Genomic DNA, 24,836 nt, shown 5'->3' on the forward strand with positions numbered 1-24,836 from the left:
GCCGTGCCGCTCTCGGAGCACGAGCAGCGGCTGTTCGAGCAGATCGAGCGGTCGCTTGCCGAGGACCCCAAGTTCGCCTCGGCCGTGCGCGCCAGCGACCCGCGTTTCCACGCGCGGCGTCGCGTGCTCGTCGCTGCCGGCGTGGTCGTCGCTGGTCTGGCCCTGTTGATCTATGGTGCCGTGATCAAGATTCCCGCGGTGGCCGTGGCGGGTTTCGTCGTCATGCTGGCCTCGTTGGGCTACGCGGTGCAGTCGCACCGCCGATCCCAGTCGCCCGACCTGCACGTGGTCGGCGGCACAACGAGCCGGCGTCGTCCCCGTGGCCGCAGCAGTGGCCGCCGGGGCTCCTTCCTCGACCGGATGGAGGACCGCTGGCGGCAGCGCCCGGAGGGACACCGCTGACCGTGCTCCGCCCCGGACCGGGGCGGATGTCGCGGCGACGCCCGTCGGCGTGCGCTTCGTCGTGCCCGCTCCACGGCCGGTTGTTGTCGCGTAGCGGTCGATCGCGCCGCACCCGTCCACGCCCTGATGTCGGTCGGTGTGGCGGTGCCCTCGGATTTCCCCGGCTGCGGCGTGAGTCTCTCCCCGGTCCGCTGGCCAGTGCTTCGCAGCCGATCATCGCCTCCGCGCCGACCTGCGGCGGCTCCTGTCGGCTGATCGTCCACGAATAGAGATCGATCTTCCAAAGCGCGGGAAACGCGAAGATCTTGGTAGGAAAGGGCCGCTATAGGGGCTGTCATGTCCCGGGACATGTGTCAACGGGAAGTCCCGATAGATGTGTCAGGGGTTGTGGATCGTGGGGGTGGGGGTGAGGGGGATGTAGTTCTTGTCGGGGTTGAGGTGGAGGTAGCCGATGGGTTGGCCGTCGGGGTGGTAGATGGTGACGTGGTTGTTGTCGCGGATGGCGGTGACGGTGGTGCCGGCGTGGGTGGTGCCGACGCTGGTGCGGTGTCCGGCGACGGCGATGGCGCCGTTGCTGGCGACGGGGCAGTGGTGCAGGGTGGCGTCGGTTTGCAGGGGTGGGCTGGTGGGTCCGCCTAGGGTGGGTGCGTGGGTCCAGGCGTGGGCGGGTGTGGTGCGGTGGGGTAGGGCGCTGTGGCGGCGTTGGGTGTTGTAGTAGCGGCGGTAGGTGTCCAGGAGTGTTTGCAGGGCGGTGAGGGTCTGTGGTGGGGGTTGGGTGCTCAGCCATTTTTTGAGGGTTTGGTGGTGGCGTTCGACCTTGCCGCAGGTTTGTGGGTGGTAGGGGCTGGAGTTGATCGGGCGGGTGCCGTGGTCGATCAGGGTCTGCACGAAGGTGGAGATTGATCCGGGTCGGGTGCGGCGGCTGGTGAACGCGATGCCGTTGTCGCTGAGCACGATGGCCGGCACGCCGTAGGCGGTGAACGCCTGTCTGATCGCGGTGATCGCGGCTCGGGCGGTCTCCGCGGCGGCGGCGTGGCAGACGACCAGGGTGCGGGTGCAGTCGTCCAGGACGTCGAAGACGACGACAGTGCGGCCGTCGGCGAGTTTCACTTCGGTGGCGTCGATCTGATAGCAGTCGCGGGGCCGGGCATAGCTGAAACGCCGCCACGAGCTACGCGGTCGTTTAGCCGGAGTAGCCACGAGCAGGTCATGCCGGGCCAGCACCCGGTTGACCGTCGAGCGTGACGGCACCGACCAGGACGCGTCGGTGCGCCGGCGCACATCGTCCAACGCGTCTCGGATGAAGTCAGCCCCGTTGTCCGGGCCCAGTTCAGCGCGCAGTTTGCAGATCCACGCGTCCACCTCCGGCGGCGTGACCCGCGGACTGGTACGCGGCCGCCGGGATCGTTCCTGCCACTGACCCTCGGCCCGGATACGTGCGCGGTGCCGGTACACCGTGCGCACCGACACCCCGTGCTCACGCGCGAACTCGGCCGCGTTCACCCGAACCCCCGCCGCCAGCAGCGCGTCCAGCAGGTTCATCACATGCCGCCGAGAAGCCATGCCCGGCAGCACATACCACCCGACCCAAGATCCCTACCACGTGACACATGTATCGGGACTTCAACGCTGACAGATGTCATGGGACTGAACAGCCGCTATAGGGGCCTTTTCCTACCAAGATCTCGAAGCGCCCCCGCTCCCCACCCCGTCACCTCGCTGAGCAGTCGGTGATCAAGGAGTTTGTGTCCGTTCGGAGGCGGCGCGGAGACACAAACTCCTTGATCAACGGGCCGGGGGCGGGGGCGGGGGGACGGGGCGGGACGGTCAGCGGGCCGTGCGGCCCGCCAACAGGCGGCGTGGGCTCCAGCGCAGCATCTGCGTCCGGGCCTGCCCGCTCGTGGTGACGATCCGCGCCGACTGCTCGGCCAGGGCGGTCCGCCAACGCTGGATCACCGACGGGGGCAGCAGCGCGGCCAGCAGCCGGGTGCGGCGGTCCGCCCCGGCCGCGAGCGCGCCCCGGACCGTCCGCAGCGCCGGTTGCAACTCCGCGCCGGCGAGCGGGTCCCGCGCGTACCGGGCCCGCTCCTCGGCCCGGCCCAGCAGCCGTACCCCGGTTGCGGCGTCGCCGTTCTCGGTGAGCGCCTCCCGGGCCAGCCGCTCGGCGGTCGCGCGGGGGGTCTCCGTGCGGTCCACCCGGACGTGGAAGTCGACGAGCGTGTCGAGAAGCTCGTCCCAGGCGGCGTGCGCGTCGGCGCGGGCGGACTCGGCGTCCACGCCGACGACGACCTCCCGTGCCTCGCCCCGCTGGCCCGGCACCGCGAGCGCGGTGGCCGAGGGCGCCCGGACCCGGACGCGCCGGCGGCGGCGCAGGGTGGAGCGGCGCAGCCCCGGTACGGCGAACAGCGCCAGCAGCGCCAGCGCCGCGGCCAGCCACCACGGCCACACCCGGTTCTGCTCGGCCGGGTCACCTCCGCCCAGGGACAGGCCCTGGTCGGTGTCCTTGTCGAGCCGGTCCGCCTCGTTCGGGCCGGCCGACGGGTCGGCGGCGCCGGGAGCGACGGTGCTGCCGGGCGACGGGGTGACCTCCTCGGGGGCGTCGGTGTCCGGCGCCCAGGCGGAGCGGACCGAGCCCTGCACGCTCGCCGCCGGGGTGGCGTCGAACGGCACCCAGCCGATCCCGTTGCCGAAGTTGACCTCGGTCCAGGCGTGCAGGTTGCGGTTGGTCAGCACGTACGTGCCGCCGTCGGACTTGCTGCCGTTGGTGAAGCCGACAGCCACCCGGGCCGGAATGCCGGCGGCCCGGACCAGCCAGGCCATCGCCGCCGCGTACTGCTGGCAGTAGCCGACCTTGGTGGCGAGGAAGTCGGTGATGTCCTGCCCGCTGCTGCCGTCGCGGGTGGACAGCGAGTAGGTGAAGCCGTTCTCCACGGAGAAGTACTCGTAGATCGCGCGGACCTTGTCGTAGTCGTTCGACTTGCCCCTCACCAGCTCGCCGACGAGATCCTCGACCTCCGGGACCGACGGCCGGTCGGTCAGCTGCCGCTTCACCTGGCTGTCCGAGGGCAGGGACGGGGCGGCGCGCAGCGCCGCCGGGCTGAACGTCGAGCGCACGTACTCGAACGAGTAGCTCTTGCCGCGGGCGTTCTCCCGGTTGGAGAAGACTATCTGCTGGCTCGAGTCGTACAGCCAGTTGCCGTTGAGGTCGTCCGCCTTCACCGGATCGGCGTAGACCGGCAGCAGCGGCATGTTCAGGTTCTTCGACACCTCGACGGTGGCCTTGTAGCGCTGCCGCTCGACGCCACGCGGGGTGCGCTCGCTCGGGTCGGGCAGGCCGCGGGTGACCGGCCGCCCGGTGGGCACGCGCGCCTGGAAGCCGCTCGGCCGCAGGTCGTCGACCACGCCGAGGCGCAGGTAGAACGGGCTCGGCTCGTTGGTGCTGACCTTCACCAGCTCGGTTTCCTGGCTCTGGTTGAGCTGGCCGCTGAGCGCTGCGAACAGGTCGATCCGGCCCGGGCTGCCCCCCTGGCCGGGCCGGCCGTTGCCCTCACCGGGCCCGGCGCCGACGTTGTTCATCAGCCCGCCGGTCATCCCGGGCACGGCCAGCGGCAGCGCCACCGCCACCGCCACGCCGACCACTGCCAGCCGGCGGCCCGCCGCGGCCAGCGGCGACGCCTCCCAGACGTCGACGTCGCGTCCCTCACCGGTGAACCGGCGGCCGAACCGGCGTACCCGGTCGACGTTGTCGGTGACCAGCAGCCACAGGTAGCCGGCGGCGCCCACCACGAACGGGGTGGCGGGGACGCTGTCCAGGTAGACCGCCACCGGCACCGAGTAGATGGCGAGCATCGGCAGGCCGGCCAGCGCCGGCCGGCGCAGCCCGACCGAGAGGACGTCCACCACCACGGCGACCGCGCCGATGCCGAGCACCGCGAGGAACAGCAGCGAGTCGACGTCGGGCACCTTCACGCCGTACGAGCGCATGTCCTCCAGCGACGCCTGCGTCAGCTCGCCGAAGTGGGCGAACGTGCCCGGGGCCGGGATGAACGCGAGCAGCTCGGCGCCGCTCGGGAAGATCCACGTCAGGCCCAGGGTCAGGCCGGCGAGCATCGCCAGCACCTGGCCCCACAGCGGCGCCCGGGCCAGCCGGCTCAACGCGGCCGAGCCGGCCACCACGGCGACCACGATGGTGGCCTGGATCAGCCACGTCCAGCGTTCGAAGATCGCCGACAGCGGGGCCGCCGCCAGCAGGGTCGCCGCCGCGGCGACGAACCCGATGTTGCGATGGGGGGTCACGGGAGCTTCCTTCCGGTCATCGCATGCCTCCGGCGACCGTCTCGGCCAGGGCCGCCCGCAGCGCGAATCCCTGCGATCCGCGCCCGGCCTGCGGCCACAGCACCGGCAGACGGCTGCCGTGCTCCACCCCGATGACCCGCCAGCCGCTCTGCAGCAGCGCGAGCGCGGCGGCGCCGTGCGCCCGTTCCGCCTCGGTGCGGGCCTTCGGCGGCAGGTTCAGCCAGGTGTTGCTGTCGAGCAGGAACGCCACACAGGTCGCCCCGTTGCCGCGCAGCCCGGCCAGCAGCTCCGCCTCGGCGGCGCCGAGCGTGCCGAGCAACGCGATGATCAGGCCGCCGTCGGCCCGCTGCCGGACCTGCTGCACCAGCGTGGTGATCTCGCCGCGCCGGTCCAGGTGCACGTCGGCGAGCTGGTCCAGGAGCAGGCCCTCACCGCCGGCCTCGGTCGCCGCGACGTCGGCGCCGTTGCCGGTGACCAGACGCAGCTTGTAGCCGGCCTGGCGCAGGTGCACGGCGATGCTGGCGGCCGCCGAGACCGCCCACTCGAAGCTCGCCGTCGGCCCCTCGCCCCGGTGCCCGGCGGCGCGCGTGTCCAGCACGACGGTGGCGCGGCTCTCCCACGGCTGCTCCTCGCGGCGCACCATCAGCTCGCCGGTGCGGGCGGTGGACTTCCAGTGCACGCGGCGCAGGTCGTCGCCCATCCGGTACTCCCGGGTGGCGGCGTCGTCCTCGCCGTGCACCGCTACCGAGCGGGCCCGGCTGTCGCCGCTGCCGGCGTACTCACCGGGGAGCCGCACCGACGGCAACGGAGTGACCTGTGGGATCACCGTGAGGTGGTCGGTGCTGGGGAACGAGCGGGTCAGCTCGCACAGCCCGAACGGGTCGGTCAGCCGGATCACCAGCGGGCCCACCTCGTAGCGGCCGCGCACGTCCGCCCGGACGGTGTACGCCACGGAGCTGGCCTGGTGCGCGCCGAGCCGCTCCAGCACCACCCGGGGGCGGCTGCCCAGCGCGTACGGCAGGCGGTCCTCCAGCAGCAGCGTGCCGGTGGGCAGCCGGGACAGGTTCTGCAGCCGCAGCACCACGCGGGAGCTGGCCCCGACCGGCACCCGGTGCGGCTCCAGCGACCTGTTGCAGGCCAGCTTGTACCGGCTGCGCCCGACGTACGCGGCGGCCAGCAGCGGCAGGACGGCGAGCAGGACCGCCACCCGGAGCAGGTCCTTCTCGCCCAGGATGCCGGCGGAGATCGCCGCGGCCACCGCGGCCGCCAGGAAGGAGCGGCCGCGGGTGGTCAGCCCACGCAGGCCGTCGCGCACGTCACGGCCTCCGCGGCTCGTACGGCCCGCGGCCGTTGTTGCCGCCGCCGGGGCGGGTGTCGTACGGCGAACGCTGCCGGTCGTGCGGGAGCGGCAGGCGGTGCACCAGCTCGGAGACGATCGCGTCGGTGGTGCGCCGGGCCAGCTGGGCGTCGGCGGTCGGGATGATCCGGTGCGCCAGCACCGGCACCGCGAGGACCTGGAGGTCGTCCGGCAGCACGTAATCGCGGCCCTCCAGGGCGGCCACCGCGCGGGCGGTGCGCAGCAGCTGGAGCGTGGCCCGCGGGGACGCGCCCAGGCGCAGGTCCGGCGCCTCCCGGGTGGCGGTGACCAGGTCGATCGCGTACTGCTTGACCGCGTCGGCGACGTGCACCTGCCGGACGTGACCGATCAGCCGGCGCACGGTGGCCGCGTCGGAGACCGGCCGCAGCCCCGACAGCGGGTCGGTGGCACCGTGCCCGTCGAGCATGGCCAGCTCGGCGCGCGGGTCCGGGTAGCCCATGGCGATGCGGGCGGTGAACCGGTCGCGCTGCGCCTCGGGCAGCGGGTACGTGCCCTCCATTTCGATCGGGTTCTGCGTCGCGATCACCATGAACGGCGTCTGCAGCTGGTAGGTGACGCCGTCGACGGTGACCTGGCGCTCCTCCATGCACTCCAGGAGCGCCGACTGGGTCTTCGGCGAGGCCCGGTTGATCTCGTCGCCGACCACCAGGTTGGCGAAGACCGCGCCGGGGCGGAACTCGAAGTCGTGCGTCTCCTGGTTGTAGACGCTCACGCCGGTGACGTCGCTGGGAAGCAGGTCGGGGGTGAACTGGATCCGCCGGACCGAGCAGTCGATGGACCGGGCCATCGCCTTGGCGAGCTTGGTCTTGCCGACGCCGGGCACGTCCTCGATGAGCAGGTGGCCCTCGGCCAGCAGCACCGCCAGGGCGAGCCGGACGGTGGCGGTCTTGCCCTCGATGACCTGCTCGATGTTGGCCACGATGGCCTCGCTGGCGGCGCGGAACTCGTCGTGCGGCAGCAGACCGCCCACCTCGTCCCAGGTCTGTTGTGTCACGGGCCTCCTCCTCGTCGCCTGGACGGCAGCTCTTTATAGAGCACCTGGACCCGCCGTTGGGTTCGCGACGCCGAGCCACGTCTGCCGCAGTAATCTCACTGGCCTCTCAGGCTAACCATGTTTGTCGTTACTGCCGACTCCCGCAGGTGGTCGGTCGGTTACGCCCGGAATATTCGCCGGACCGGGGGACCGGCCGCTCCGGGCGGAACGGGCGCGCCGCCGCCGAGGGCTGCGAGGTACACTGCCTGCATGGCCGGGTTCTTCCTGCTTCTTACCGAGCCGTGTTGATGCGCTGAACGCGCGACAGCACGGCCGCCCCTCCTGCGCGAGGGGCTTTTTTGTGCCCGCAGCAGACCGCCCACAATTTTTTCGAATCGCCCGATCCGCGCCGAGGAGACGCCATGAGTGAGGCAGCCGCACCGGCGACCGACATTCCCCCGTTCCGGTACACCGCCGCACTGGCCGACGAGATCGAACACCGCTGGCAGGACACCTGGGAGCGGGACGGCACCTTCCACGCGCCGAACCCGACCGGCCCGCTGGCCGACCCGGGTCATCCGCGCGCGGGCGCCGAGAAGCTGTACGTGCTGGACATGTTCCCGTACCCCTCCGGCGCCGGCCTGCACGTCGGCCACCCGCTGGGCTACATCGGCACCGACTGCTACGCCCGCTACCAGCGGATGGCCGGGCGCAACGTGCTGCACGCGATGGGCTTCGACGCGTTCGGCCTGCCCGCCGAGCAGTACGCGGTGCAGACCGGCACCCACCCCCGGACCACCACCGAGGCGAACATCGAGCGGTACCGGGCGCAGCTGCGCCGGCTGGGGCTGGGCCACGACGAGCGGCGGTCGGTGGCGACCATCGACACCGACTTCTACCGCTGGACGCAGTGGATCTTCCTGCAGGTCTTCAACTCCTGGTACGACACGGACGCACGCAAGGCCCGGCCGATCGCCGAGCTGATCGCCGAGTTCGAGGGCGGCACCCGCGCCACCCCGGACGGGCGGCCGTGGGCCGAGCTGTCCGTGGGGGAGCGGCGGCGCGTCGTCGACGACCACCGCCTGGCGTACGTCTCGGAGGCGCCGGTCAACTGGTGCCCGGGGCTGGGCACCGTGCTGGCCAACGAGGAGGTCACCGCCGACGGCCGCTCCGAGCGCGGCAACTTCCCGGTCTTCAAGCGCAACCTGAAGCAGTGGATGATGCGGATCACCGCGTACGGGGACCGGCTGCTGGAGGACCTGGACACACTGGACTGGCCGGAGCCGATCAAGCTGCAGCAGCGCAACTGGATCGGCCGGTCGACCGGCGCGCACATCGACTTCCCGACCGCCGCCGCGCCGGTGCGGGTGTTCACGACCCGGCCGGACACCGTCTTCGGCGCCACCTACATGGTGCTGGCCCCCGAGCACGAGCTGGTCGACGTGCTGACGCCGGCCGCCTGGCCGGAGGGGACGAAGGACGCCTGGACCGGTGGGCATGCGAGCCCGCGTGAGGCCGTCGAGGCGTACCGGAAGGCCGCCGCGGCCAAGACGGACATGGAGCGGCAGGCGGACAGCAAGGAGAAGACCGGCGTCTTCGTCGGCGCCTACGCGACCAACCCGGTGACCGGCGGGCAGATCCCGATCTTCATCGCCGACTACGTGCTGGCCGGGTACGGCACCGGCGCGATCATGGCGGTGCCCGCGCAGGACGAGCGGGACTGGGACTTCGCCGAGGTCTTCGAGCTGCCGATCGTGCGGACCGTGCAGCCGCCGGAGGGCTTCGCCGGCAAGGCGTACACCGGGGACGGCCCGGCGATCAACAGCGCCGCGCCGGAGCGCGGCATCGACCTGGACGGCCTGGGCGTCACCGAGGCCAAGGCGCGCATCATCGAGTGGCTGGAGGCGAACGGGCACGGCGCCGGCGCGGTCACCTGGCGGCTGCGCGACTGGCTGTTCTCCCGGCAGCGTTACTGGGGCGAGCCGTTCCCGATCGTGTACGACGAGACCGGCGCGCCGATCGCGCTGCCCGAGTCGATGCTGCCGGTCGAGCTGCCCGAGGTGGAGGACTTCTCGCCGAAGACGTTCGACGCCGACGACGCCGACAGCAACCCGGAGACCCCGCTGTCGCGGCGTCGCGACTGGGTCGAGGTCGAGCTGGACCTGGGTGACGGGCCCAAGCGCTACACCCGCGAGACCAACGTGATGCCGCAGTGGGCCGGCTCCTGCTGGTACGAGCTGCGCTACCTGGATCCGACCGACTCGCAGCGCTTCGCCGACCCGGAGAACGAGGCGTACTGGATGGGGCCGCAGCGTCCGGGTGACTGCGGCGGCACCGACCTGTACGTCGGCGGCGCCGAGCACGCCGTGCTGCACCTGCTGTACGCGCGCTTCTGGCACAAGGTGCTGTACGACCTGGGCCACGTCTCGTCGTTCGAGCCGTTCCGCCGCCTGTTCAACCAGGGCATGATCCAGGCGTACGCGTTCGTCGACCCGCGCGGCGCGTACGTGCCCGCCGAGGAGGTCGTCGAGGTCGACGGCCGCTGGTTCCACGGCGAGACCGAGGTCCGGCGCGAGTACGGCAAGATGGGCAAGTCGCTGAAGAACGTCGTCACCCCGGACGACATGTGCGCGGCGTACGGCGCCGACACGTTCCGGGTGTACGAGATGTCGATGGGCCCGCTGGAGGTGTCCCGCCCGTGGGAGACCCGGGCCGTCGTCGGCTCGTACCGGTTCCTGCAGCGGGTCTGGCGCACCGTCGTCGACGAGCAGACCGGTGAGCTGCGGGTCACCGACGCGCCGGCCGACGAGGCGACCCGGCGGCTGCTGCACAAGGCGATCGACGGGGTCCGCGCCGACATGGACGGCATCCGGTTCAACACCGCCATCGCCAAGCTGATCGAGCTGACCAACGGCCTGACCCGGCTGGCGGAGACGCCGCGTGAGGTGGCCGAGCCGCTGGTGCTGATGGTCGCGCCGTTCGCCCCGCACATGGCGGAGGAGCTGTGGCGCAAGCTGGGTCACGAGCACTCGCTGGCGTACGCGGACTTCCCGGTCGCCGACCCGGCCCTGCTGGTGGCCGAGTCGGTCACCTACCCGGTGCAGGTCAACGGCAAGGTCCGGGGCCGGATCGAGGTGCCCGCCGACGCCTCCGAGGAGACCGTCCGTGCGGCGGCGCTGGAGGCGGTCGCCGGCACCCTGGCCGGCAAGGAGCCGCGCAAGGTGATCGTGGTGAAGGGCCGGATGGTCTCGGTCGTCGTCTGAGCCGGCGGGTGGGCGTGTCCACACGCGGGACACGCCCACCCGCCGGTCAGGTCGCTCGGCGTCGCCGTTCGGCCCGCCACCAGCGGTGGACGATCAGCACGCTGGCGATCAGGCCGAGGCTCGCAGGCGCCGCCGCGTACCAGTTGATCGACCCGGGCGTGGTCACCGCCGCGCCGATCGCCGCGTAACCGATGGCGGTGGGGGCGGAGGCGATCACGCTGCCGGCCAGGAACGGCACCACCCGGGCGGCGGTGGTGCCGTAGCCGTAGCTGACCAGGCCGAACCCGGCGATCGGCAGCAGCCGTACGGTGATCACGCCGAAGACGCTCTGCCGGGCGAACCAGCCGTCGAGGCGGGCCAGCCGGCCGCGTACCCGCTCGGCGACGAAGTCGCGCCCGAGCACCCGCCCCACCGTGAAGCCGAGGGCCGCCGCCAGCAGCGCCGCGCCGAGCGCGTACGCGGCGCCCTGCACCGGGCCGAAGATCGCGCCCGCGGCCAGCGTGACGAACGTGCGCGGCACCAGAGCCACCAGCAGCAGCGCGCCGCCGAGAACCGCCGCGGGCGGGCCGTAGCCGCCGAGCGAGTCGGCGAGTCGGGGCAGGTCGGCCGGATCCGGCCGCGGCACCAGCAGCAGTGTCACGCCGAACCCGGCGAGCAGCAGCAGGAGCAGCCCGAACCGGCGCGCCGAGGGCTGCCGCAGCAACCCGGCGAGCCGGCGGGCCACCGGTCGCCGCCCCGGCCGGGCGGCGTCGGTCACGGCCTCGGGGCGGCGGCCACCGCGGTGCGGCGTTCGGAGCGGAGCCGGTCGGCCCAGGTGTCGTCGAGCGGCGGAAGCTGGTGGATGCCGGTCGCCCAGCGCAGCAGCAGGTCGGCCAGGTCGGGGTTGCGCGCCAGCGCCGGGCCGTGCGAGTAGGTGCCGAGCAGCTTGCCCCGCCACGCGCCCTCGGTGGCGCCGTCGTTGCCGACGCCCGTGGTGACCCGGGCCAGCGGGGACACGCCGGGGCCGAGGTGGGTACGGCCGCCGTGGTTCTCGAACCCGGACAGGTGCGGGATGCCCAGCCGCGGGTCGACCTCGCCGGCCAGCTCGCCGACGGCCCGGGTGGGACCGCGGTCGGAGGAGAGGTCGAGCAGCTCCAGGCCGGCGCACTGGGTGCCCTTGGCGAAGAAGGAGGTGCCGAGCAACTGGTAGCCGGCGCAGACGCCGAACACCACCGAGCCCTGGGCCACCGCCCGGTGCAGGCCGCCGTCGGCGATCAGGCGCTGGGCGCCGAGCGCCTGCGGGCCGTCCTCGCCGCCGCCGAGCAGGTAGATGTCGGCGGTGGCGGGCAGCCGCTGGTCGGAGCGGACCTCCAGCACCTCGACCGGCATGCCGCGCAGCTGGGCCCGGCGGGCCAGGATCAGCGCGTTGCCCCGGTCGCCGTAGGTGGACAGCAGGTCGGGATAGATCCAGACGATGCGCAGGCTCTCAGTTGACACGGTCCAGCTCCGCTCGGATGTCCTGGAAGGCGGTGTAGTTGGCGATGACCTCCAGCCGGCCCGGCGGCACCGCGCGGACCGCCTCGTCGAAGCTGCGGACGTGCTGGAACGGCACGCCGTTGACCTCGAGCCGCACCGCCAGGTCGTACGCCCGGTCGCCGGTGATCAGCACCTGCCGGCCGGTCAGCGGGGAGAAGTCCACGTCGAACAGCCAGGACGTGTCCAGCCCGTCGGGGTCGCGGGCGTTGATGGACAGCAGTGTCGGCGCGACGTCGGCCATGTCGAACGCCTCCAGCCAGCTCGCCGGGTTCTTCGCCAGCAGCAGCCGGATGTTGCGCCCGTCGCGGTTCACCTGGGCGTAGCGCCCGGCCACCGAGGTGACGGTGCCGAGCCGGGAGACCGCGTCCACCGGGCGTACGCCGAACTCGGCGGCGACGGCCAGGGCGGTGGCCGCGTTGCCGAGGTTGACCTTGCCGGGGAGCTGAAGCTGGATCTTGTGCCAGGCGCCGGTGGGGTCGAGCACGCCGTCGTCCTCGACCGTCCAGTTCGGCTCGGGGCGGCGCAGCGGGCAGCCGGTGCACCACCACTGCTCGCCGGAGCGCTGGATGGTGGAGCCGCACTCGGGGCAGACCCAGGAGTCGTCGTGCCAGCGCTGCCCGGCGCTGAACCAGGTGACGTGCGGCGGCACGTGGCCCTGGGCCGGGTCGGCCGGCGGGGTGGCGGCCCACACCACCATCGGGTCGTCGGCGTTGGCGACCACCCGTACCCGCGGGTGCCGGACCAGGGCGGCGCGCCAGAGCTGCGCCATCATGGCGACCTCCTTGGCGCGGTCGAGCTGGTCGCGGGAGAGGTTGAGCAGCGCCACCACGTGCGGCTCGGTCGCCTCCAGCACCTGGGCGAGGTAGTGCTCGTCCACCTCCAGCACCGCGTACGGCGTGCTGCCGGCCTTGGCGAGCGCCGAGGTGTGGCCGGTGGGCATGTTCGCGCCGAAGGAGTTGGTGGCGACCCGGCCCAGCACGCCGACCGCGGCGGTGGTGAGCCGGGTGGTGGTGGTCTTGCCGTTGGTGCCGGACACCAGGGCGATGGCGCGCCCGGCCGAGAGGTGGGCGAGCAGGTCCGGGTCGATCTTGAGGCCGATCCAGCCGCCGATCACCGAGCCGTCGCCACGGCCCGCGGCCCGCGACAGCGCCGCGGCGGTGCGCGACACGGAGCTGGCCACCTTTGCCCGCAAGGGCATCTTCGCGTCCGTCACGCGAGCGAGGTTACCGGACCGCCACCTCCACCAGATCGCCGCCGACGGCGAACCGTTCGGCCGGGGACGTTCCGGCGGACGGGTGGAGCGCGCGGGGCCGGACGGCGTCGGTCGATGTCGGGTAGCGGACGGTGCCGGGCGCGCCCCACCCCCTCCACTCCGCCCCACCCGCGTTGACGTGCGGTTTTGCGCGCGGAAACGCCACGCCGCGCGGGCGATTCTGGTTGCAGGTGGAGGGAAGTGGAGTAGAGTGGGGCGCGATGGTGAGGCCGGGAGGGCCACACCGGCCCGGGGGGTCAGCGGCGCCGCGAACGCCGCTCAGGGCGAGGGGGTTGGGCCGATGTTCCTCGGCACCCACACTCCGCGCCTGGACGACAAAGGCCGGTTGATCCTGCCGGCGAAGTTCCGGGACGAACTGGCGGGGGGTGTCGTGATCACCAAAGGGCAGGAGCGCTGCCTCTACGTCTTCCCGATGCCCGAGTTCCAGCGGATCGCCGACCAGCTGCGCGCGCAGCCGATGACGAGCAAGGCGGCCCGGGCCTACAGCCGGGTCTTCTTCGCCAGCGCGCACGACGAGGTGCCGGACAAGCAGGGGCGGGTCACCATACCCGGCCACCTGCGGTCGTACGCGGCACTGGACCGGGATCTGGTCGTGATCGGAGCGAGCACCCGGGTGGAGATCTGGGACAAGGCGGCCTGGGAGGCCTACCTCGCGGAGAGCGAAGACGACTTCGCCGACATCGAGGAGGGGGTGCTGCCCGGCGGTCTGTAGGGCGTGACGGCGCCCGACGTACTGCGAGATCTCCAGCCGCTTTCGAGTTCCTGGCACCCCTTCCCCGGTGCCAGGCGCACGATCCGACACGGAGGGCCGCGGCCTCCGGCGGGCGGGAGCGGATGGGGATCTGGCGGTATGGCGAGGCGTCGTGGCGACGACGGACACGTGACGGAACGGTTGGCGAACGGGGTGGGGGTCGAGATGGGGGAGCTACGCGGCACGCACGTGCCGGTGCTGCTCGAGCGGTGTCTCGAGCTGCTGGCCCCCGCACTGAGCCGGCCCGGTCGCACCGTCCACGTCGACGCCACGCTCGGCCTGGCCGGGCACGCCGAGGCGGTGCTCACGGCGCATCCGGACACGGTGCTGATCGGCCTGGACCGGGACACCGAGGCGCTCGCCCACGCGCGGGTCCGCCTGGCCCGGTTCGCCGACCGGATCCACCTGGAGCACGCCGTCTACGACGAGCTGCCCGAGGTGCTCGACCGGCTCGGTTACCCGGCGATCGACGGGGTGCTGTTCGACCTGGGCGTCTCGTCGCTGCAACTGGACGCGCCCGACCGCGGGTTCGCGTACGCGCAGGACGCGCCGCTGGACATGCGGATGGACCAGACCCGGGGGGTGACCGCCGAGGAGGTGGTCAACACCTACTCCCACCCGGACCTGGCCCGCCTGCTGCGGGTGTACGGCGAGGAGAAGTTCGCCGGGAAGATCGCCTCGGCGATCATCCGGGAACGGGAGCGGGCCCGGATCACGTCGTCGGCCCGGCTGGCCGAGCTGGTCCGGGAGAGCATTCCGGCGCCAGCCCGACGAACTGGCGGACACCCGGCAAAGAGAACGTTTCAGGCTTTACGGATCGAGGTAAACAGAGAACTGGCAGCGCTGGAGACAGCGCTGCCGGCCGCTCTGGACAAGCTCACAGTGGGCGGCCGCATGGTGGTCCTGTCCTACCACTCGCTGGAGGACCGGCTCACCAAGCACGCGCTCGCCGACCGGGTCCGCAGCAAGGGCCCGGTCGACCTCCCGGTCGAACTGCCCGGGTCGGGCCCGACGTTCCGGCTGTTGAGCCGGGGCGCCGAGCTGCCCGGGGAGGCGGAGGTGGCCGCGAACCCGCGCGCCGCCTCGGTGCGGCTGCGGGCAGCGGAACGGCTCGACCCGGAGGCGGCCCGGCAGGGGCGTACCGACCGCGAACGGTACCGCCGCCGGGTGAAGGCGATGCACCAACCGGGGACGGGGTCACCGGGGTCCGGGACGGACCCCGCGTCGGCTCCGGGGGACGGGATCGGGACGGACGAAGAGGGGGAGGGGACATGAACGTCGAGAAGCGCGACGGCCGGGGAGCCGTCGGGCAGCGCGCACCGCGGTCGGGGGGCCGGACCGCGGCGCAGCGCACCACGCGGGCCACGACGGCGACCGACCGCCGGGAGGACACTCGCGCCCGGGGGGCGCGCGAGTTCCCGACGCAGGGCAGCGCCGCTCTGCGGCCGGCCGAGCGGACCCGGGTCACCGGCACGCCGGCGCCGCGCCTGCGGGTCGCCCCGCCGGCGCCGATCCGGGTGCCCCGGGCGCCTTTCGTCGCACTGATCCTGGTTCTCGTGGTCGGTGGGGTACTGGGCATCCTGGCCGTCAACACCAAGATCAATGAGAACGCCTTCAAGCTGGAGAGGCTCCAGCAGCAGCAGGCCAAGCTCGACGTGGACGAGCAGGAGCTCAAGAAGGAGATCGCCAACCAGAAGGCGCCCGGCAACCTGACCGCCAACGCCCGCAAGCTGGGCCTGGTCGAGTCCGAGGACCCGGCCTACATCCGGCTGCCGGACGGGCAGACCATCGGGGTGCCGCACCCCGCCCAGGGCGCCCCGTCGGTCACCAGCCAGCAGGGCAACGGAGGCTGAGCGGTGCCGCCGAGATCGGAGGATCCGCGCCGGGACGCCACGGGCTCCCGGCGCGGATCGTCGCGGGGGTCGGAGCCGCGCGAGCCGGGTCTCGGCGGGATCTCCGACGCCCGGGCGTACACCCCACGCGGACGGACCGTGCGTGAGGGCGGCGGCGCCGAGCAACGGCGTACCCCCCGCAGCACCCGGTCCGGCGACCCGTTCCGGCCCGCGTTGCAGGTGCTCGACGGCGGCCGGGCCGGGCGTGCCGGCACGCGCGAGCCCACGGGTGACGGCGCCCGGACCGGCCGCCGGGCCACCGCCGCGGGCGGCCGGGCCGGCGTGGTGCGGACCGTCTCGTCCCGGCCGGTGCGGGAGCCGTTCGACGACGAGGAGGACGCGCCGCCCCCGCGCCGCCGGTCCCAGCCGCGCCGTCCCGCCGCCCAGCCGCGCCGACCGGTCCGCAAGCCGCGCCGGCCCCCGCGGCTGGGCGATCCGCGCCGGCGGCTGCGCCTCGGCACGCTGCTGGCGCTGACGTTGTTCGCCAGCATCGGCGTGCGGCTGGTCTACCTCCAGACCGTCGACACCCCGGCGTACGCCGACGGCGGCCTGCCCAACCGGCTCGCCGTGGTCGAGCTGCCGGCCCCGCGCGGGGCGATCCTCGACCGCAACGGTGAGCCGCTGGCGCACAGTGTGGAGGCCCGGTACGTGTTCGCCGACCCGACCCGGGTCAAGGACCGCGCCGCCACCGCACGGGCGCTGTCCCCGTTGCTCGGCGTGCCCGCCTCGGACCTGGCCGAGAAGATGCGCGAGCGCAACCTGCCCGGCACCGACACCCCGTTGCAGTTCGTCTACCTGGCCCGGGGCGTCGAGATCGGCACCGCGAAGCGGATCATGGCACTCGACCTGGCCGGCATCAACGTGCACCGGGACGAGCGGCGCGAGGTGCCCGGCGGGGACCTGGCCGCGAACCTGCTCGGCTTCGTCGGCCAGGACATGAACGGCCTGGAGGGGCTGGAGGCCAGGTACGACGACGTGCTGCGGGGACAGGCCGGCAAGCGGACCTACGAGGTGGGCCAGGGTGACCTGGCCGCGCCCATCCCGGGCGGCTACAGCCGGACCACCCAGCCGAAGCCGGGCAGCTCGCTGCAACTCACTGTCGACCGGGACCTGCAGTTCATGACGCAGCGGATCCTGGCGAAGCAGACGGAGAAGGTGAAGGGCAGCGTCGGCGCCGCGGTGATCATCGAGATCCCCAGCGGCGAGGTGCTGGCCCAGGCCAGCCAGCCGACGTACGACGCGGCCAACCCCACCAAGGTCACCTCGCCGTCGGACCGGGACGACGCGGCCACCACGTTCGTGGTCGACCCGGGCTCGATCCACAAGGCGATCACGTTCGGCGCGGCGCTCCAGGAGGGCGTGATCACCCCGGACACCGCGTTCCCGGTCGCCAACACCATCGAGCGGGGCGGGGTCACCTTCCGCGACACCCACCCGGTCGACGGCCGCACCATGAGCATCCCCGGCATGCTCGCCTTCTCGTCGAACGTCGGCACGATCGAGATCGGCGAGAAGCTGGGCAAGGAACGGCTCTTCGACTACCAGAAGCGGTTCGGGCTGGGCCAGGTGACAGGCGAGGGCATGCCGGGTGAGGCGGCCGGCCGGCTGCTCCCGCCGGACCAGTGGAGCGGCTCGGCGTACGGGTCGGTGCCGATCGGGCACAGCGTGGACGCCACGCCGCTGCAGATGGCCGCCGCGTACGCGGCCATCGCCAACAACGGCACGTACGTGCAGCCGCACCTGGTCAAGGAGACGATCGGCGCGGACGGCACACGCAGCCCCGCCGCGACGCCGACCACCCGGTCCGTGCTCAGCCCCGCAAACGCGGCCGCGCTGCGCCGGATGATGGAGGCGGTCACCACCGTCGACGGCCCGGAGGGGCAGGCCACCGGGCTGGCCGCCGCTGTGCCCGGCTACCGGGTGGCCGGCAAGACCGGCACCGGGCTGCGCTACGACAACGGCAAGCAGCAGCCCGGTGAGGTCGGCTCGTTCATCGGCATGGCCCCGGCGGAGAACCCCCGGTACGTGGTGGCGGTCTTCGTGTGGAGCCCCGGCGGCGGTGGCGGCGCGGTGGCCGCGCCCGCGTTCCGGGAGATGATGGGCTTCACTCTCCGCCACTACCGGGTGCCGCCGTCGCTGACCAACAAGTCCCCGAAGTTCGAGGTCTTTCCGCGCTGAGCCGGGACGGCGGGACATCATCGGTGAGTGGCGACGAACCACCGGGGCGGCTGTGCGGTCGGAACCGGACGACCGGGTAGGGTCTGACGCCGTGCCCGGCAATCCACGTCCCGCCACCGTGCGTCCCGTACGGCTCGGCGACCTCGCCGCCCGCGTGGCGGTGACCCCGCCGGAGGGGGCCGCCGAGGTGGCTGTCACCGGCGTGACCCACGCCAGCCAGGAGGTCCGCCCCGGCGACCTGTACGCGGCCCTGCCCGGCGCGCGGCGCCACGGCGCGGAGTTCGCCGCCGCCGCCGCCGAGGCGGGCGCGGTGGCCCTGCTCACCGACCCGGCCGGCGTGGCGCTGGCCGCCGGCGCCGGCCTGCCCGTGCTCGTCGTCGACGACCCGCGCGAGGCGCTCGGCGAGGTGGCCGCGACGGTCTACGGCGACCCGACCGCCGGCCTGACCGTGATCGGCGTGACCGGCACCGCCGGCAAGACGTCCACCAGCTACCTGGTCGAGTCCGGGCTGCGCGCCGCCGGGCGCGTCACCGGCCTGATCGGCACCGTGGAGACCCGCCTCGGCGATCTGGTGATCGACAGCGTCCGGACCACCCCGGAGGCCACCGACCTGCACGCCATGCTCGCGGTGGCCCGCGAGCACGGGGTGGACACCGTGGTCATGGAGGTGTCCAGCCACGCCCTGGCGATGGGCCGCGTCGGCGGCGTCCGCTTCGACGTCGGCGGCTACACCAACTTCGGCTCCGACCACCTGGACTTCCACGCCGACGAGGCGGACTACTTCGCGGCCAAGGCCCGGCTGTTCGACGGCCGCTGCCGGGTCGAGGTGCTCAACCACGACGACCCGGCGCTGCGCCCGCTGTACAAGCCGGGCACGGTCACCTACTCGGCAGCCGGCGACCCGGACGCCACCTGGTGGGCCGAGGGCATCGACGGCGAGGGGTACGCGCAGCGCTTCACCCTGCACGGGCCGGACGGGCTCGCGCTGCCCACCGGGGTGGCGCTGCCCGGCCGGCACAACGTGGCGAACGCGCTGCTGGCCGTCGCGCTCCTGGTCGCCGTCGGGGTGGACGCGGAGACCGCGGCGCGCGGCGTGGCCGCCTGCGGCGGCGTGCCCGGGCGGCTGGAACTGGTCAGCGGCGACGCCCCGGTACGCGGGGTGGTCGACTACGCGCACAAGGCCAACGCGATCGAGGCGGTGCTGACGGCGCTGCGCGACCTGACCGGCGGCCGGCTGATCTGCGTGCTGGGCGCCGGCGGCGACCGGGACCGGGGCAAGCGGCCGGTGATGGGCGGCGTGGCCGCGCGCGGCGCCGACGTGGTGCTGGTGACCGACGACAACCCGCGGACCGAGGAACCGGCCGCGATCCGGGCCGAGGTGCTGGCCGGCGCGTACGCCGCCGCGACCCCGGCCCGCGTCATCGAGGTGCCCGGGCGGCGGGCGGCGATCGAGGAGGCGGTCCGGGTGGCCGAACCGGGTGACGTGGTGGCGGTGCTGGGCAAGGGCCAGGAACGCGGCCAGGAGATCGGCGGCGAGGTGCTGCCGTTCGACGACCGGGTGGAGCTGGCGGCGGCGCTGCGCGCCCGCTTCGGTGACCTGGTGGGTCAGCGGTGATCCCGCTGACGCTGGCCGAGGTGGCCACCGCCGTCGACGGCCGGCTCGTCGGCGCCGACCCGGACGCCCGGGTCACCGGCACCGTCGAGTTCGACTCCCGCAAGGTGAGCCGGGGCGGCCTGTTCGTGGCCTTCCCCGGCGAGCGGGTGGACGGCCACGACTACGCGGCCGGCGCGATCTCCTCGGGCGCGGTGGCGGTGCTCGGCACCCGGGAGGTGCCGGGCGTGCCGATGGTGCTCGTCGGCGACGCGCTCGACGCGATGGGCCGGCTGGCCCGCGCCGTCGTCGACCGGCTGCCCGGCCTGACCGTGATCGGGCTGACCGGCTCGTCCGGCAAGACCACCACCAAGGACCTGATCGCCCAGGTCGCGGTCCGGCTCGGCCCGACGGTGGCCCCGCCCGGCTCGTTCAACAACGAGCTGGGGCACCCGTACACGGCGCTGCAGGCCACCCCGGAGACCCGCTTCCTGGTGATGGAGAAGGGTGCCCGCGGGGTGGGGCACGTCCGGTACCTGTGCGACGTGGTGCCGCCCCGGATCTCGGTGGTGCTCAACGTCGGCGTGGCGCACCTGGGCGAGTTCGGCTCGGTGGAGGCCATCGCGCTGGCCAAGGGGGAACTGGTCGAGGCGCTGCCGTCCGACGGGCTGGCGGTGCTCAACGCCGACGACCCGCGGGTGGACGCGATGTCGACGCGTACGCAGGCCCGGGTGGTGCGGTACGGCGAGTCGGAGCGCGCCGACGTGCGCGCCGTGGACGTGACGCTCGACGGCCGGGGCCGGCCCTCGTACACGCTTGTCACCCCGGAGGGGAGCGCGCCGGTGCGGCTCGGGCTGACCGGCCGGCACCAGGTCTCCAACTCGCTCGCCGCGGCGGCGGTCGGGCGCGAGCTGGGCCTGCCGCTGCCCGACCTGGCGGCGGCGCTGAACGAGCTGGGCCTGGTCTCCACCCGGCGGATGGACGTCTTCGAGCGCCCCGACGGGGTGACCGTGATCGACGACTCGTACAACGCGAACCCGGCCTCCACCGGCGTGGCGCTGCGGGCGTTGGCCAGCATGCGCGGCGAGGGGCGTACGGTCGCGGTGCTCGGCTACATGGCCGAGCTGGGTGACTTCGAACTTCAGGGGCATCAGCAGGTCGGCCGGCTCGCGGCCGAGCTGGGAGTGGACCGGCTGCTCGTGGTGGGCGAGCCGGCGGCGCCGATCCACGAGGGCGCGACAGCGGTAGGCAATTGGGGAGGAGAGTCGGTGCTGCTCAGCGATCAGGCGGCGGCCGTCGAGGTGCTGCGGAGCGAGCTGCGTCCGGGAGACGTGGTGCTGGTGAAGGGCTCCCGGTACCGGACCTGGGAGGTGGCCGACGCGCTGCGCGCGGACGCCCGCGAGGGTGCGACGGAGGGCGGCGCCGCATGAGGGCGGTCATCGTCGCCATCGGGGTCGCGTTCCTGATCTCGCTGTTCTGCACCCCGATCGCGATCAAGGTGTTCGCCCGGCTGAAGGCCGGCCAGCCGATCCGGTCGAACCTCGGGCTCGCCAGCAACGAGGGCAAGAAGGGCACGCCGACGATGGGCGGCGTGGTCTTCATCCTGGCCACTGTCATCGCGTACGTCGCCGGGCACCTGGCCCTGACCACACTGCCGGACGCGCAGATCGCCCAGGTCGAGCCGACGATCACGGCGCTGGTGCTGCTGGGGCTGATGGTGTTCTCCGGCGCGGTCGGCTTCATCGACGACTTCCTGAAGGTGCGCAAGCGGCACAGCGGCGGCCTCAACAAGCGGGGCAAGCTGGCCGGGCAGATCCTGGTCGGCGCGGTCTTCGGCGCGGTGGCGGTCTACTTCCCGTCGAGCATGACCGACGCCGGCGGCAACGCGACGAACACCGAGACGGTGGCCAGCACCACGCTGAGCTTCATCCGGGACATCCCGGCGCTGGAGATCGGCAAGATCGGCTCGGTGATCGTCATCATCATGGTGGTCATGGCCGCCACCAACGGCGTCAACCTCACCGACGGCCTGGACGGCCTGGCCACCGGCGCCTCGGTGATGGTGCTCGCGGCGTACGCGCTCATCGCGTTCTGGCAGTACCGGCACTGGTGCGCCGACCCGAACTACACCGAGGCGTACTGCTACACCGTGCGCGACCCGCTGGAGATCGCGCTGATCGCCGGCGCGGCGGCGGGCGCCTGCGTGGGCTTCCTGTGGTGGAACACGTCCCCGGCGCGGATCTTCATGGGTGACACCGGCGCGCTCGGGCTGGGCGGCCTGATCGCCGGCATGGCGATGTCCACCCGCACGATCCTGCTGCTGCCGATCCTGGGCGGCCTGTTCGTGATCATCACGATGTCGGTGGTCATCCAGATCATCTCGTTCCGTACCACCGGCAAGCGGGTGTTCCGGATGTCGCCGTTGCAGCACCACTTCGAGCTGGCCGGCTGGAGCGAGGTCAACATCGTGGTCCGGTTCTGGATCATCGCCGGCATAGGCGTGGCCATCGCGCTGGGCCTGTTCTACAGCGAGTTCCTCGCCGCGGTCAGCTAGGTGTAAGGAAGGGCCCCTTATTAACAGACGTCTGTTAATAAGGGGCCCTTCCTTCAGATCCGACACGCCGACCGGGCGGTTGCGCCACGGGCGGGCGGGGCGAGCGGCAATGATGGGCCTGTGGGGGAGGGACGAGACATCCAGGTGACCAGCGACCCGCCGGCCCGCCGTGCGCCGGCGGCCACGCCTCCGGCCGAACCGCCGGCGGCGCGCTGGGATCCGGCCGGTGGGCTGGCCGCGCTGCGTGGCCTGCTGGCCCGGCCGCTGGCCTCGTACTACCTGCTGCTGTCCAGCGTCGGACTGCTGCTGCTGATCGGCCTCACCATGGTCTTCTCCGCGACCAGCGTGAAGGACTTCGCCGAGGGCGGCGACGCGTCCGCGTCGCTGACCAAGCAGGCCGTGTTCGCGGTGATCGGCATCGGCGCGTTCTGGGCCTGCCAGCGGCTGCCCGCGCGCACGTTCCGGGCGGTCAGCCGCCCGGCGCTGGGGGTGGCGGTCGCGCTGCTGCTCCTGCTCAACCTGCTCGTCGCGATGGGCTCGCTGTTCGGGGTGACGTCGATCGGGCCGTTGCGGGCCGAACTCCTCTCACTCTCGCTCGGCCCGATCTCGCTGCAACCGGTCGAGGTGGCGAAGTTCGCGCTGGTGCTGTGGGCGGCGCACGTGCTGGCCCGCAAGGGCGCGGTGCTGGGCTGGTGGAAGGAACTGGCCACGCCGCTGTTCCCGGTGGTGGGCCTGCTGTTCGTGCTGGTCGGCTACAACGACCTGGGCAGCATGCTGTGCCTGCTCGCGCTCGTGGTCGGCATGCTCTGGGCGGCGGGCGTACGGACCCGGGTCTTCGCCGCGCTCACCGCGATCGGCCTGGCCGGCATCGGCCTGCTGGTGGCCGCGGCCTCGCTCGGCGCTGGCTCCGGCTCCCGGGGCGCCGACAACTACCGGCTCGGCCGCCTCACCATGTGGCTCGACCCGCCCTCCCCGCGCACGTGTTTCGAGCAGGAGCTGCCGAACTGCTACCAGCTCGTGCAGGCCCGCTACGCGATCGGCAACGGCGGCTGGTTCGGCGTCGGCCTGGGCCAGAGCTCGCTGAAGTGGAACTGGCTCCCCGAGGCGCACAACGACTTCATCTTCGCCATCGTCGCGGAGGAACTGGGCGTGGTCGGCTGCACCGTGATCCTGGTGCTGTTCGCCGTGCTCGCGTACACCGGGCTGCGCATCGCCCGCCGGGTCGAGGACCCGTTCCGCCGGCTCGCCGCCGCCGGCGTGACCGCCTGGCTGGTCGGCCAGGCCGTCATCAACATCGGTGGCGTGACCGGGCTGCTGCCGCTGACCGGCGTACCGCTGCCGTTCATCTCCGACGGCGGCAGCGCCCTGGTGGTGACGCTCGCCGCGGTCGGCATGCTCGCCTCGTTCGCCCGCGCCGAGCCGGACGCCGCGCGAGCGCTGCATGCCCGTCCGCCCGCCCGATGGGTCCGACTAGTGTGGGCCCCGTTGCCGCCGCTTCCCGGCCGGCGCCGCAAGCCGGCGTCGCCGCCGGCCGACCGAGGGTCCGTGCCCCGGTCCCGGCAGCGGCGGCAGGACGATCAGGCCGCGCCCCGCGGCGCCCGGTCCGACCGGGCGCGCACCGGCGCGGCGAGCGAGAGGAGACGCTGATGGGTCCGCTGCGTTCGGTGGTGCTCTGCGGAGGGGGTACGGGCGGGCACATCTACCCGCTGCTCGCCTTCGCCGACTGCCTGCGCCGACACGACCCGAGCGTCCGGATCACCTGTCTGGGCACACCGAAGGGGCTGGAGAACGAGCTGATCCCGCCGGCCGGCTACGACCTGCGGCAGATCCCGGCGTACCAGCTTCCCCGGTCGGTGAACATGAGCCTGGTGCGCACCCCGGACCGGATGTGGAAGGCGGCCCGCGCCGCGGGCAAGGTGATCGACGAGGTCCAGGCCGACGCCGTGGTCGGCTTCGGCGGGTACGTCTCGGTGCCCGGTTACCTGGCCGCGTGGCGGCGGGAGCTGCCGATCGTCATCCACGAGGTGAACGTGCCGCCGGGCGTGGCGAACCGGCTCGGGATGAAGTTCACCAAGAACGTCGCGGTGGGTTTCCCGCACCAGCCGGCCCAGGCCGAGGCGCTGCGCGACGCCCGGGTGGTGGGCGTGCCGCTGCGCCGGGGCATCGCCGGGCTGGACCGGGCCGCCCTGCGTGACGCCGCCCGCGCCCACTTCGGACTCCGTCCCGACCTGCCGGTGCTGTTCGTCGCCGGTGGCTCGCAGGGCGCCCGCTCGATCAACCTGGCCGTGTCCGGCGCGGCGAAGGAGCTGGCGCGCAACGGCGTGCAGGTGCTGCACGTCATCGGCGCCCGCAACGAGCCGGTCTCGGTGCCCACCGACCTGCCGGTGCCGTACGTCACGCTGCCGTACCTGTCCGAGATGGAGCTGGGCTACGCCGCCGCCGATCTGATGCTGGCCCGGGGCGGCGCGATGACCTGCGCCGAGGTGGCCGCGATCGGACTGCCCACCGTCTACGTGCCCTACCCGCACAGCAACCAGGAGCAGAAGCGCAACGCGCTGCCGGTGGTGGAGGCGGGCGGCGGTCTGCTGGTCGACGACGCCGAGATGACCCCGGCCTGGGTGGAGCGGACGGTGATCCCGCTGATCCGGGACCCGCAGCGGCTCTGGGCGATGAGCCAGGCGGCAGCCGGCTACGGCCGCCGCGACGGCGACGTGGCGCTGCTGAACTTCGTCTACGAGGCGGTGGCCCGCTGATGAGGGAAACCGCGACG

At 73.1% G+C, this 24,836-nt stretch carries 18 protein-coding genes; 11 read left to right on the forward strand and 7 right to left on the reverse strand.

Going from position 1 to position 24,836, the window contains the following annotated elements; translation table 11 throughout:
- Window positions 1–3 precede the first annotated feature (3 nt).
- The gene (locus tag O7542_RS04130; protein ID WP_030500228.1) at window positions 4–402 is read left to right on the forward strand and encodes a DUF3040 domain-containing protein; all 399 of its coding nucleotides are present in this window, start codon (window positions 4–6) and stop codon (window positions 400–402) included.
- Between the two features lie 378 nt (window positions 403–780).
- On the opposite strand, the gene O7542_RS04135 is transcribed toward O7542_RS04130, so the two are convergent.
- From O7542_RS04135 to O7542_RS04150, 4 genes are all read right to left on the reverse strand, one after another.
- A complete protein-coding gene (locus tag O7542_RS04135) occupies window positions 781–1,965 on the reverse strand; it encodes a DDE-type integrase/transposase/recombinase (RefSeq protein ID WP_281605727.1) in 1,185 nt (394 codons plus the stop codon).
- A 264-nt stretch (window positions 1,966–2,229) separates the two neighbouring features.
- A complete protein-coding gene (locus O7542_RS04140) occupies window positions 2,230–4,698 on the reverse strand; it encodes a DUF3488 and transglutaminase-like domain-containing protein (RefSeq protein WP_281605728.1) in 2,469 nt (822 codons plus the stop codon).
- Between the two features lie 16 nt (window positions 4,699–4,714).
- Complete coding sequence (locus O7542_RS04145) at window positions 4,715–6,013, reverse strand: DUF58 domain-containing protein (protein ID WP_030500230.1); 1,299 nt, start codon at window positions 6,011–6,013, stop codon at window positions 4,715–4,717.
- Window position 6,014: 1 nt separating this feature from the next.
- Window positions 6,015–7,070 carry a MoxR family ATPase gene (locus O7542_RS04150; protein WP_043329458.1) on the reverse strand — a complete coding sequence of 352 codons (1,056 nt, stop codon included), beginning with the start codon at window positions 7,068–7,070 and terminating at the stop codon, window positions 6,015–6,017.
- Window positions 7,071–7,471: 401 nt separating this feature from the next.
- Here O7542_RS04150 and leuS point away from each other — a divergent pair, with 401 nt between their 5' ends.
- Entirely contained in the window at window positions 7,472–10,312 is a 2,841-nt protein-coding gene (leuS, locus tag O7542_RS04155) for a leucine--tRNA ligase (protein ID WP_209962686.1), read from the forward strand.
- Window positions 10,313–10,358: 46 nt separating this feature from the next.
- On the opposite strand, the gene O7542_RS04160 is transcribed toward leuS, so the two are convergent.
- From O7542_RS04160 to O7542_RS04170, 3 genes are read right to left on the reverse strand one after another with little or no spacing between them, the layout of a single operon-like run.
- Window positions 10,359–11,069, reverse strand: a complete 711-nt coding sequence (locus O7542_RS04160; RefSeq protein ID WP_187694261.1) for a VTT domain-containing protein — start codon at window positions 11,067–11,069, stop codon at window positions 10,359–10,361.
- Window positions 11,066–11,788: a glutamine amidotransferase gene (locus O7542_RS04165; protein WP_043329464.1), complete on the reverse strand. Its 723-nt coding sequence runs from the start codon at window positions 11,786–11,788 to the stop codon at window positions 11,066–11,068. The genes O7542_RS04160 and O7542_RS04165 overlap by 4 nt, the downstream gene beginning before the upstream one ends.
- Window positions 11,778–13,025 carry a MurT ligase domain-containing protein gene (locus O7542_RS04170; protein ID WP_064446416.1) on the reverse strand — a complete coding sequence of 416 codons (1,248 nt, stop codon included), beginning with the start codon at window positions 13,023–13,025 and terminating at the stop codon, window positions 11,778–11,780. Before O7542_RS04170 ends, O7542_RS04165 begins: the two co-directional genes overlap by 11 nt.
- Before the next feature lie 355 nt (window positions 13,026–13,380).
- Here O7542_RS04170 and mraZ point away from each other — a divergent pair, with 355 nt between their 5' ends.
- From mraZ to murG, 9 genes are all read left to right on the forward strand, one after another.
- Window positions 13,381–13,812 carry a division/cell wall cluster transcriptional repressor MraZ gene (gene mraZ / locus O7542_RS04175; protein WP_013287610.1) on the forward strand — a complete coding sequence of 144 codons (432 nt, stop codon included), beginning with the start codon at window positions 13,381–13,383 and terminating at the stop codon, window positions 13,810–13,812.
- Between the two features lie 204 nt (window positions 13,813–14,016).
- On the forward strand, window positions 14,017–15,126 hold the full coding sequence (gene rsmH / locus O7542_RS04180; RefSeq protein WP_281606443.1) for a 16S rRNA (cytosine(1402)-N(4))-methyltransferase RsmH: 1,110 nt from the start codon (window positions 14,017–14,019) through the stop codon (window positions 15,124–15,126).
- Entirely contained in the window at window positions 15,123–15,704 is a 582-nt protein-coding gene (locus O7542_RS04185; protein ID WP_043329466.1) for a hypothetical protein, read from the forward strand. Before rsmH ends, O7542_RS04185 begins: the two co-directional genes overlap by 4 nt.
- Before the next feature lie 3 nt (window positions 15,705–15,707).
- The gene (locus tag O7542_RS04190) at window positions 15,708–17,921 is read left to right on the forward strand and encodes a penicillin-binding protein 2 (RefSeq protein WP_064445225.1); all 2,214 of its coding nucleotides are present in this window, start codon (window positions 15,708–15,710) and stop codon (window positions 17,919–17,921) included.
- A 52-nt stretch (window positions 17,922–17,973) separates the two neighbouring features.
- The gene (locus O7542_RS04195) at window positions 17,974–19,536 is read left to right on the forward strand and encodes a UDP-N-acetylmuramoyl-L-alanyl-D-glutamate--2,6-diaminopimelate ligase (protein ID WP_181373757.1); all 1,563 of its coding nucleotides are present in this window, start codon (window positions 17,974–17,976) and stop codon (window positions 19,534–19,536) included.
- Window positions 19,533–20,942, forward strand: a complete 1,410-nt coding sequence (gene murF / locus O7542_RS04200; protein ID WP_043329471.1) for a UDP-N-acetylmuramoyl-tripeptide--D-alanyl-D-alanine ligase — start codon at window positions 19,533–19,535, stop codon at window positions 20,940–20,942. The genes O7542_RS04195 and murF overlap by 4 nt, the downstream gene beginning before the upstream one ends.
- Window positions 20,939–22,066, forward strand: a complete 1,128-nt coding sequence (mraY, locus tag O7542_RS04205; protein WP_043329473.1) for a phospho-N-acetylmuramoyl-pentapeptide-transferase — start codon at window positions 20,939–20,941, stop codon at window positions 22,064–22,066. Before murF ends, mraY begins: the two co-directional genes overlap by 4 nt.
- Before the next feature lie 231 nt (window positions 22,067–22,297).
- Entirely contained in the window at window positions 22,298–23,713 is a 1,416-nt protein-coding gene (locus O7542_RS04210; protein ID WP_176722845.1) for a putative peptidoglycan glycosyltransferase FtsW, read from the forward strand.
- Complete coding sequence (gene murG, locus O7542_RS04215) at window positions 23,713–24,819, forward strand: undecaprenyldiphospho-muramoylpentapeptide beta-N-acetylglucosaminyltransferase (protein WP_043329477.1); 1,107 nt, start codon at window positions 23,713–23,715, stop codon at window positions 24,817–24,819. The genes O7542_RS04210 and murG overlap by 1 nt, the downstream gene beginning before the upstream one ends.
- Window positions 24,820–24,836: the final 17 nt, after the last annotated feature.

This window comes from Micromonospora sp. WMMC264 (genome assembly GCF_027497275.1).
Classification (GTDB): Bacteria; Actinomycetota; Actinomycetes; order Mycobacteriales; family Micromonosporaceae; genus Micromonospora; species Micromonospora chalcea.

Bases quoted from the DNA above. Each gene is read 5' to 3' on its own strand.
- O7542_RS04135 (WP_281605727.1), bottom strand. From the start codon at position 1,965: ATGGCTTCTCGGCGGCATGTGATGAACCTGCTGGACGCGCTGCTGGCG.
- leuS (WP_209962686.1), top strand. From the start codon at position 7,472: ATGAGTGAGGCAGCCGCACCGGCGACCGACATTCCCCCGTTCCGGTAC.
- O7542_RS04170 (WP_064446416.1), bottom strand. From the start codon at position 13,025: ATGCCCTTGCGGGCAAAGGTGGCCAGCTCCGTGTCGCGCACCGCCGCG.
- mraZ (WP_013287610.1), top strand. From the start codon at position 13,381: ATGTTCCTCGGCACCCACACTCCGCGCCTGGACGACAAAGGCCGGTTG.
- rsmH (WP_281606443.1), top strand. From the start codon at position 14,017: ATGGGGGAGCTACGCGGCACGCACGTGCCGGTGCTGCTCGAGCGGTGT.
- O7542_RS04185 (WP_043329466.1), top strand. From the start codon at position 15,123: ATGAACGTCGAGAAGCGCGACGGCCGGGGAGCCGTCGGGCAGCGCGCA.
- mraY (WP_043329473.1), top strand. From the start codon at position 20,939: ATGAGGGCGGTCATCGTCGCCATCGGGGTCGCGTTCCTGATCTCGCTG.
- murG (WP_043329477.1), top strand. From the start codon at position 23,713: ATGGGTCCGCTGCGTTCGGTGGTGCTCTGCGGAGGGGGTACGGGCGGG.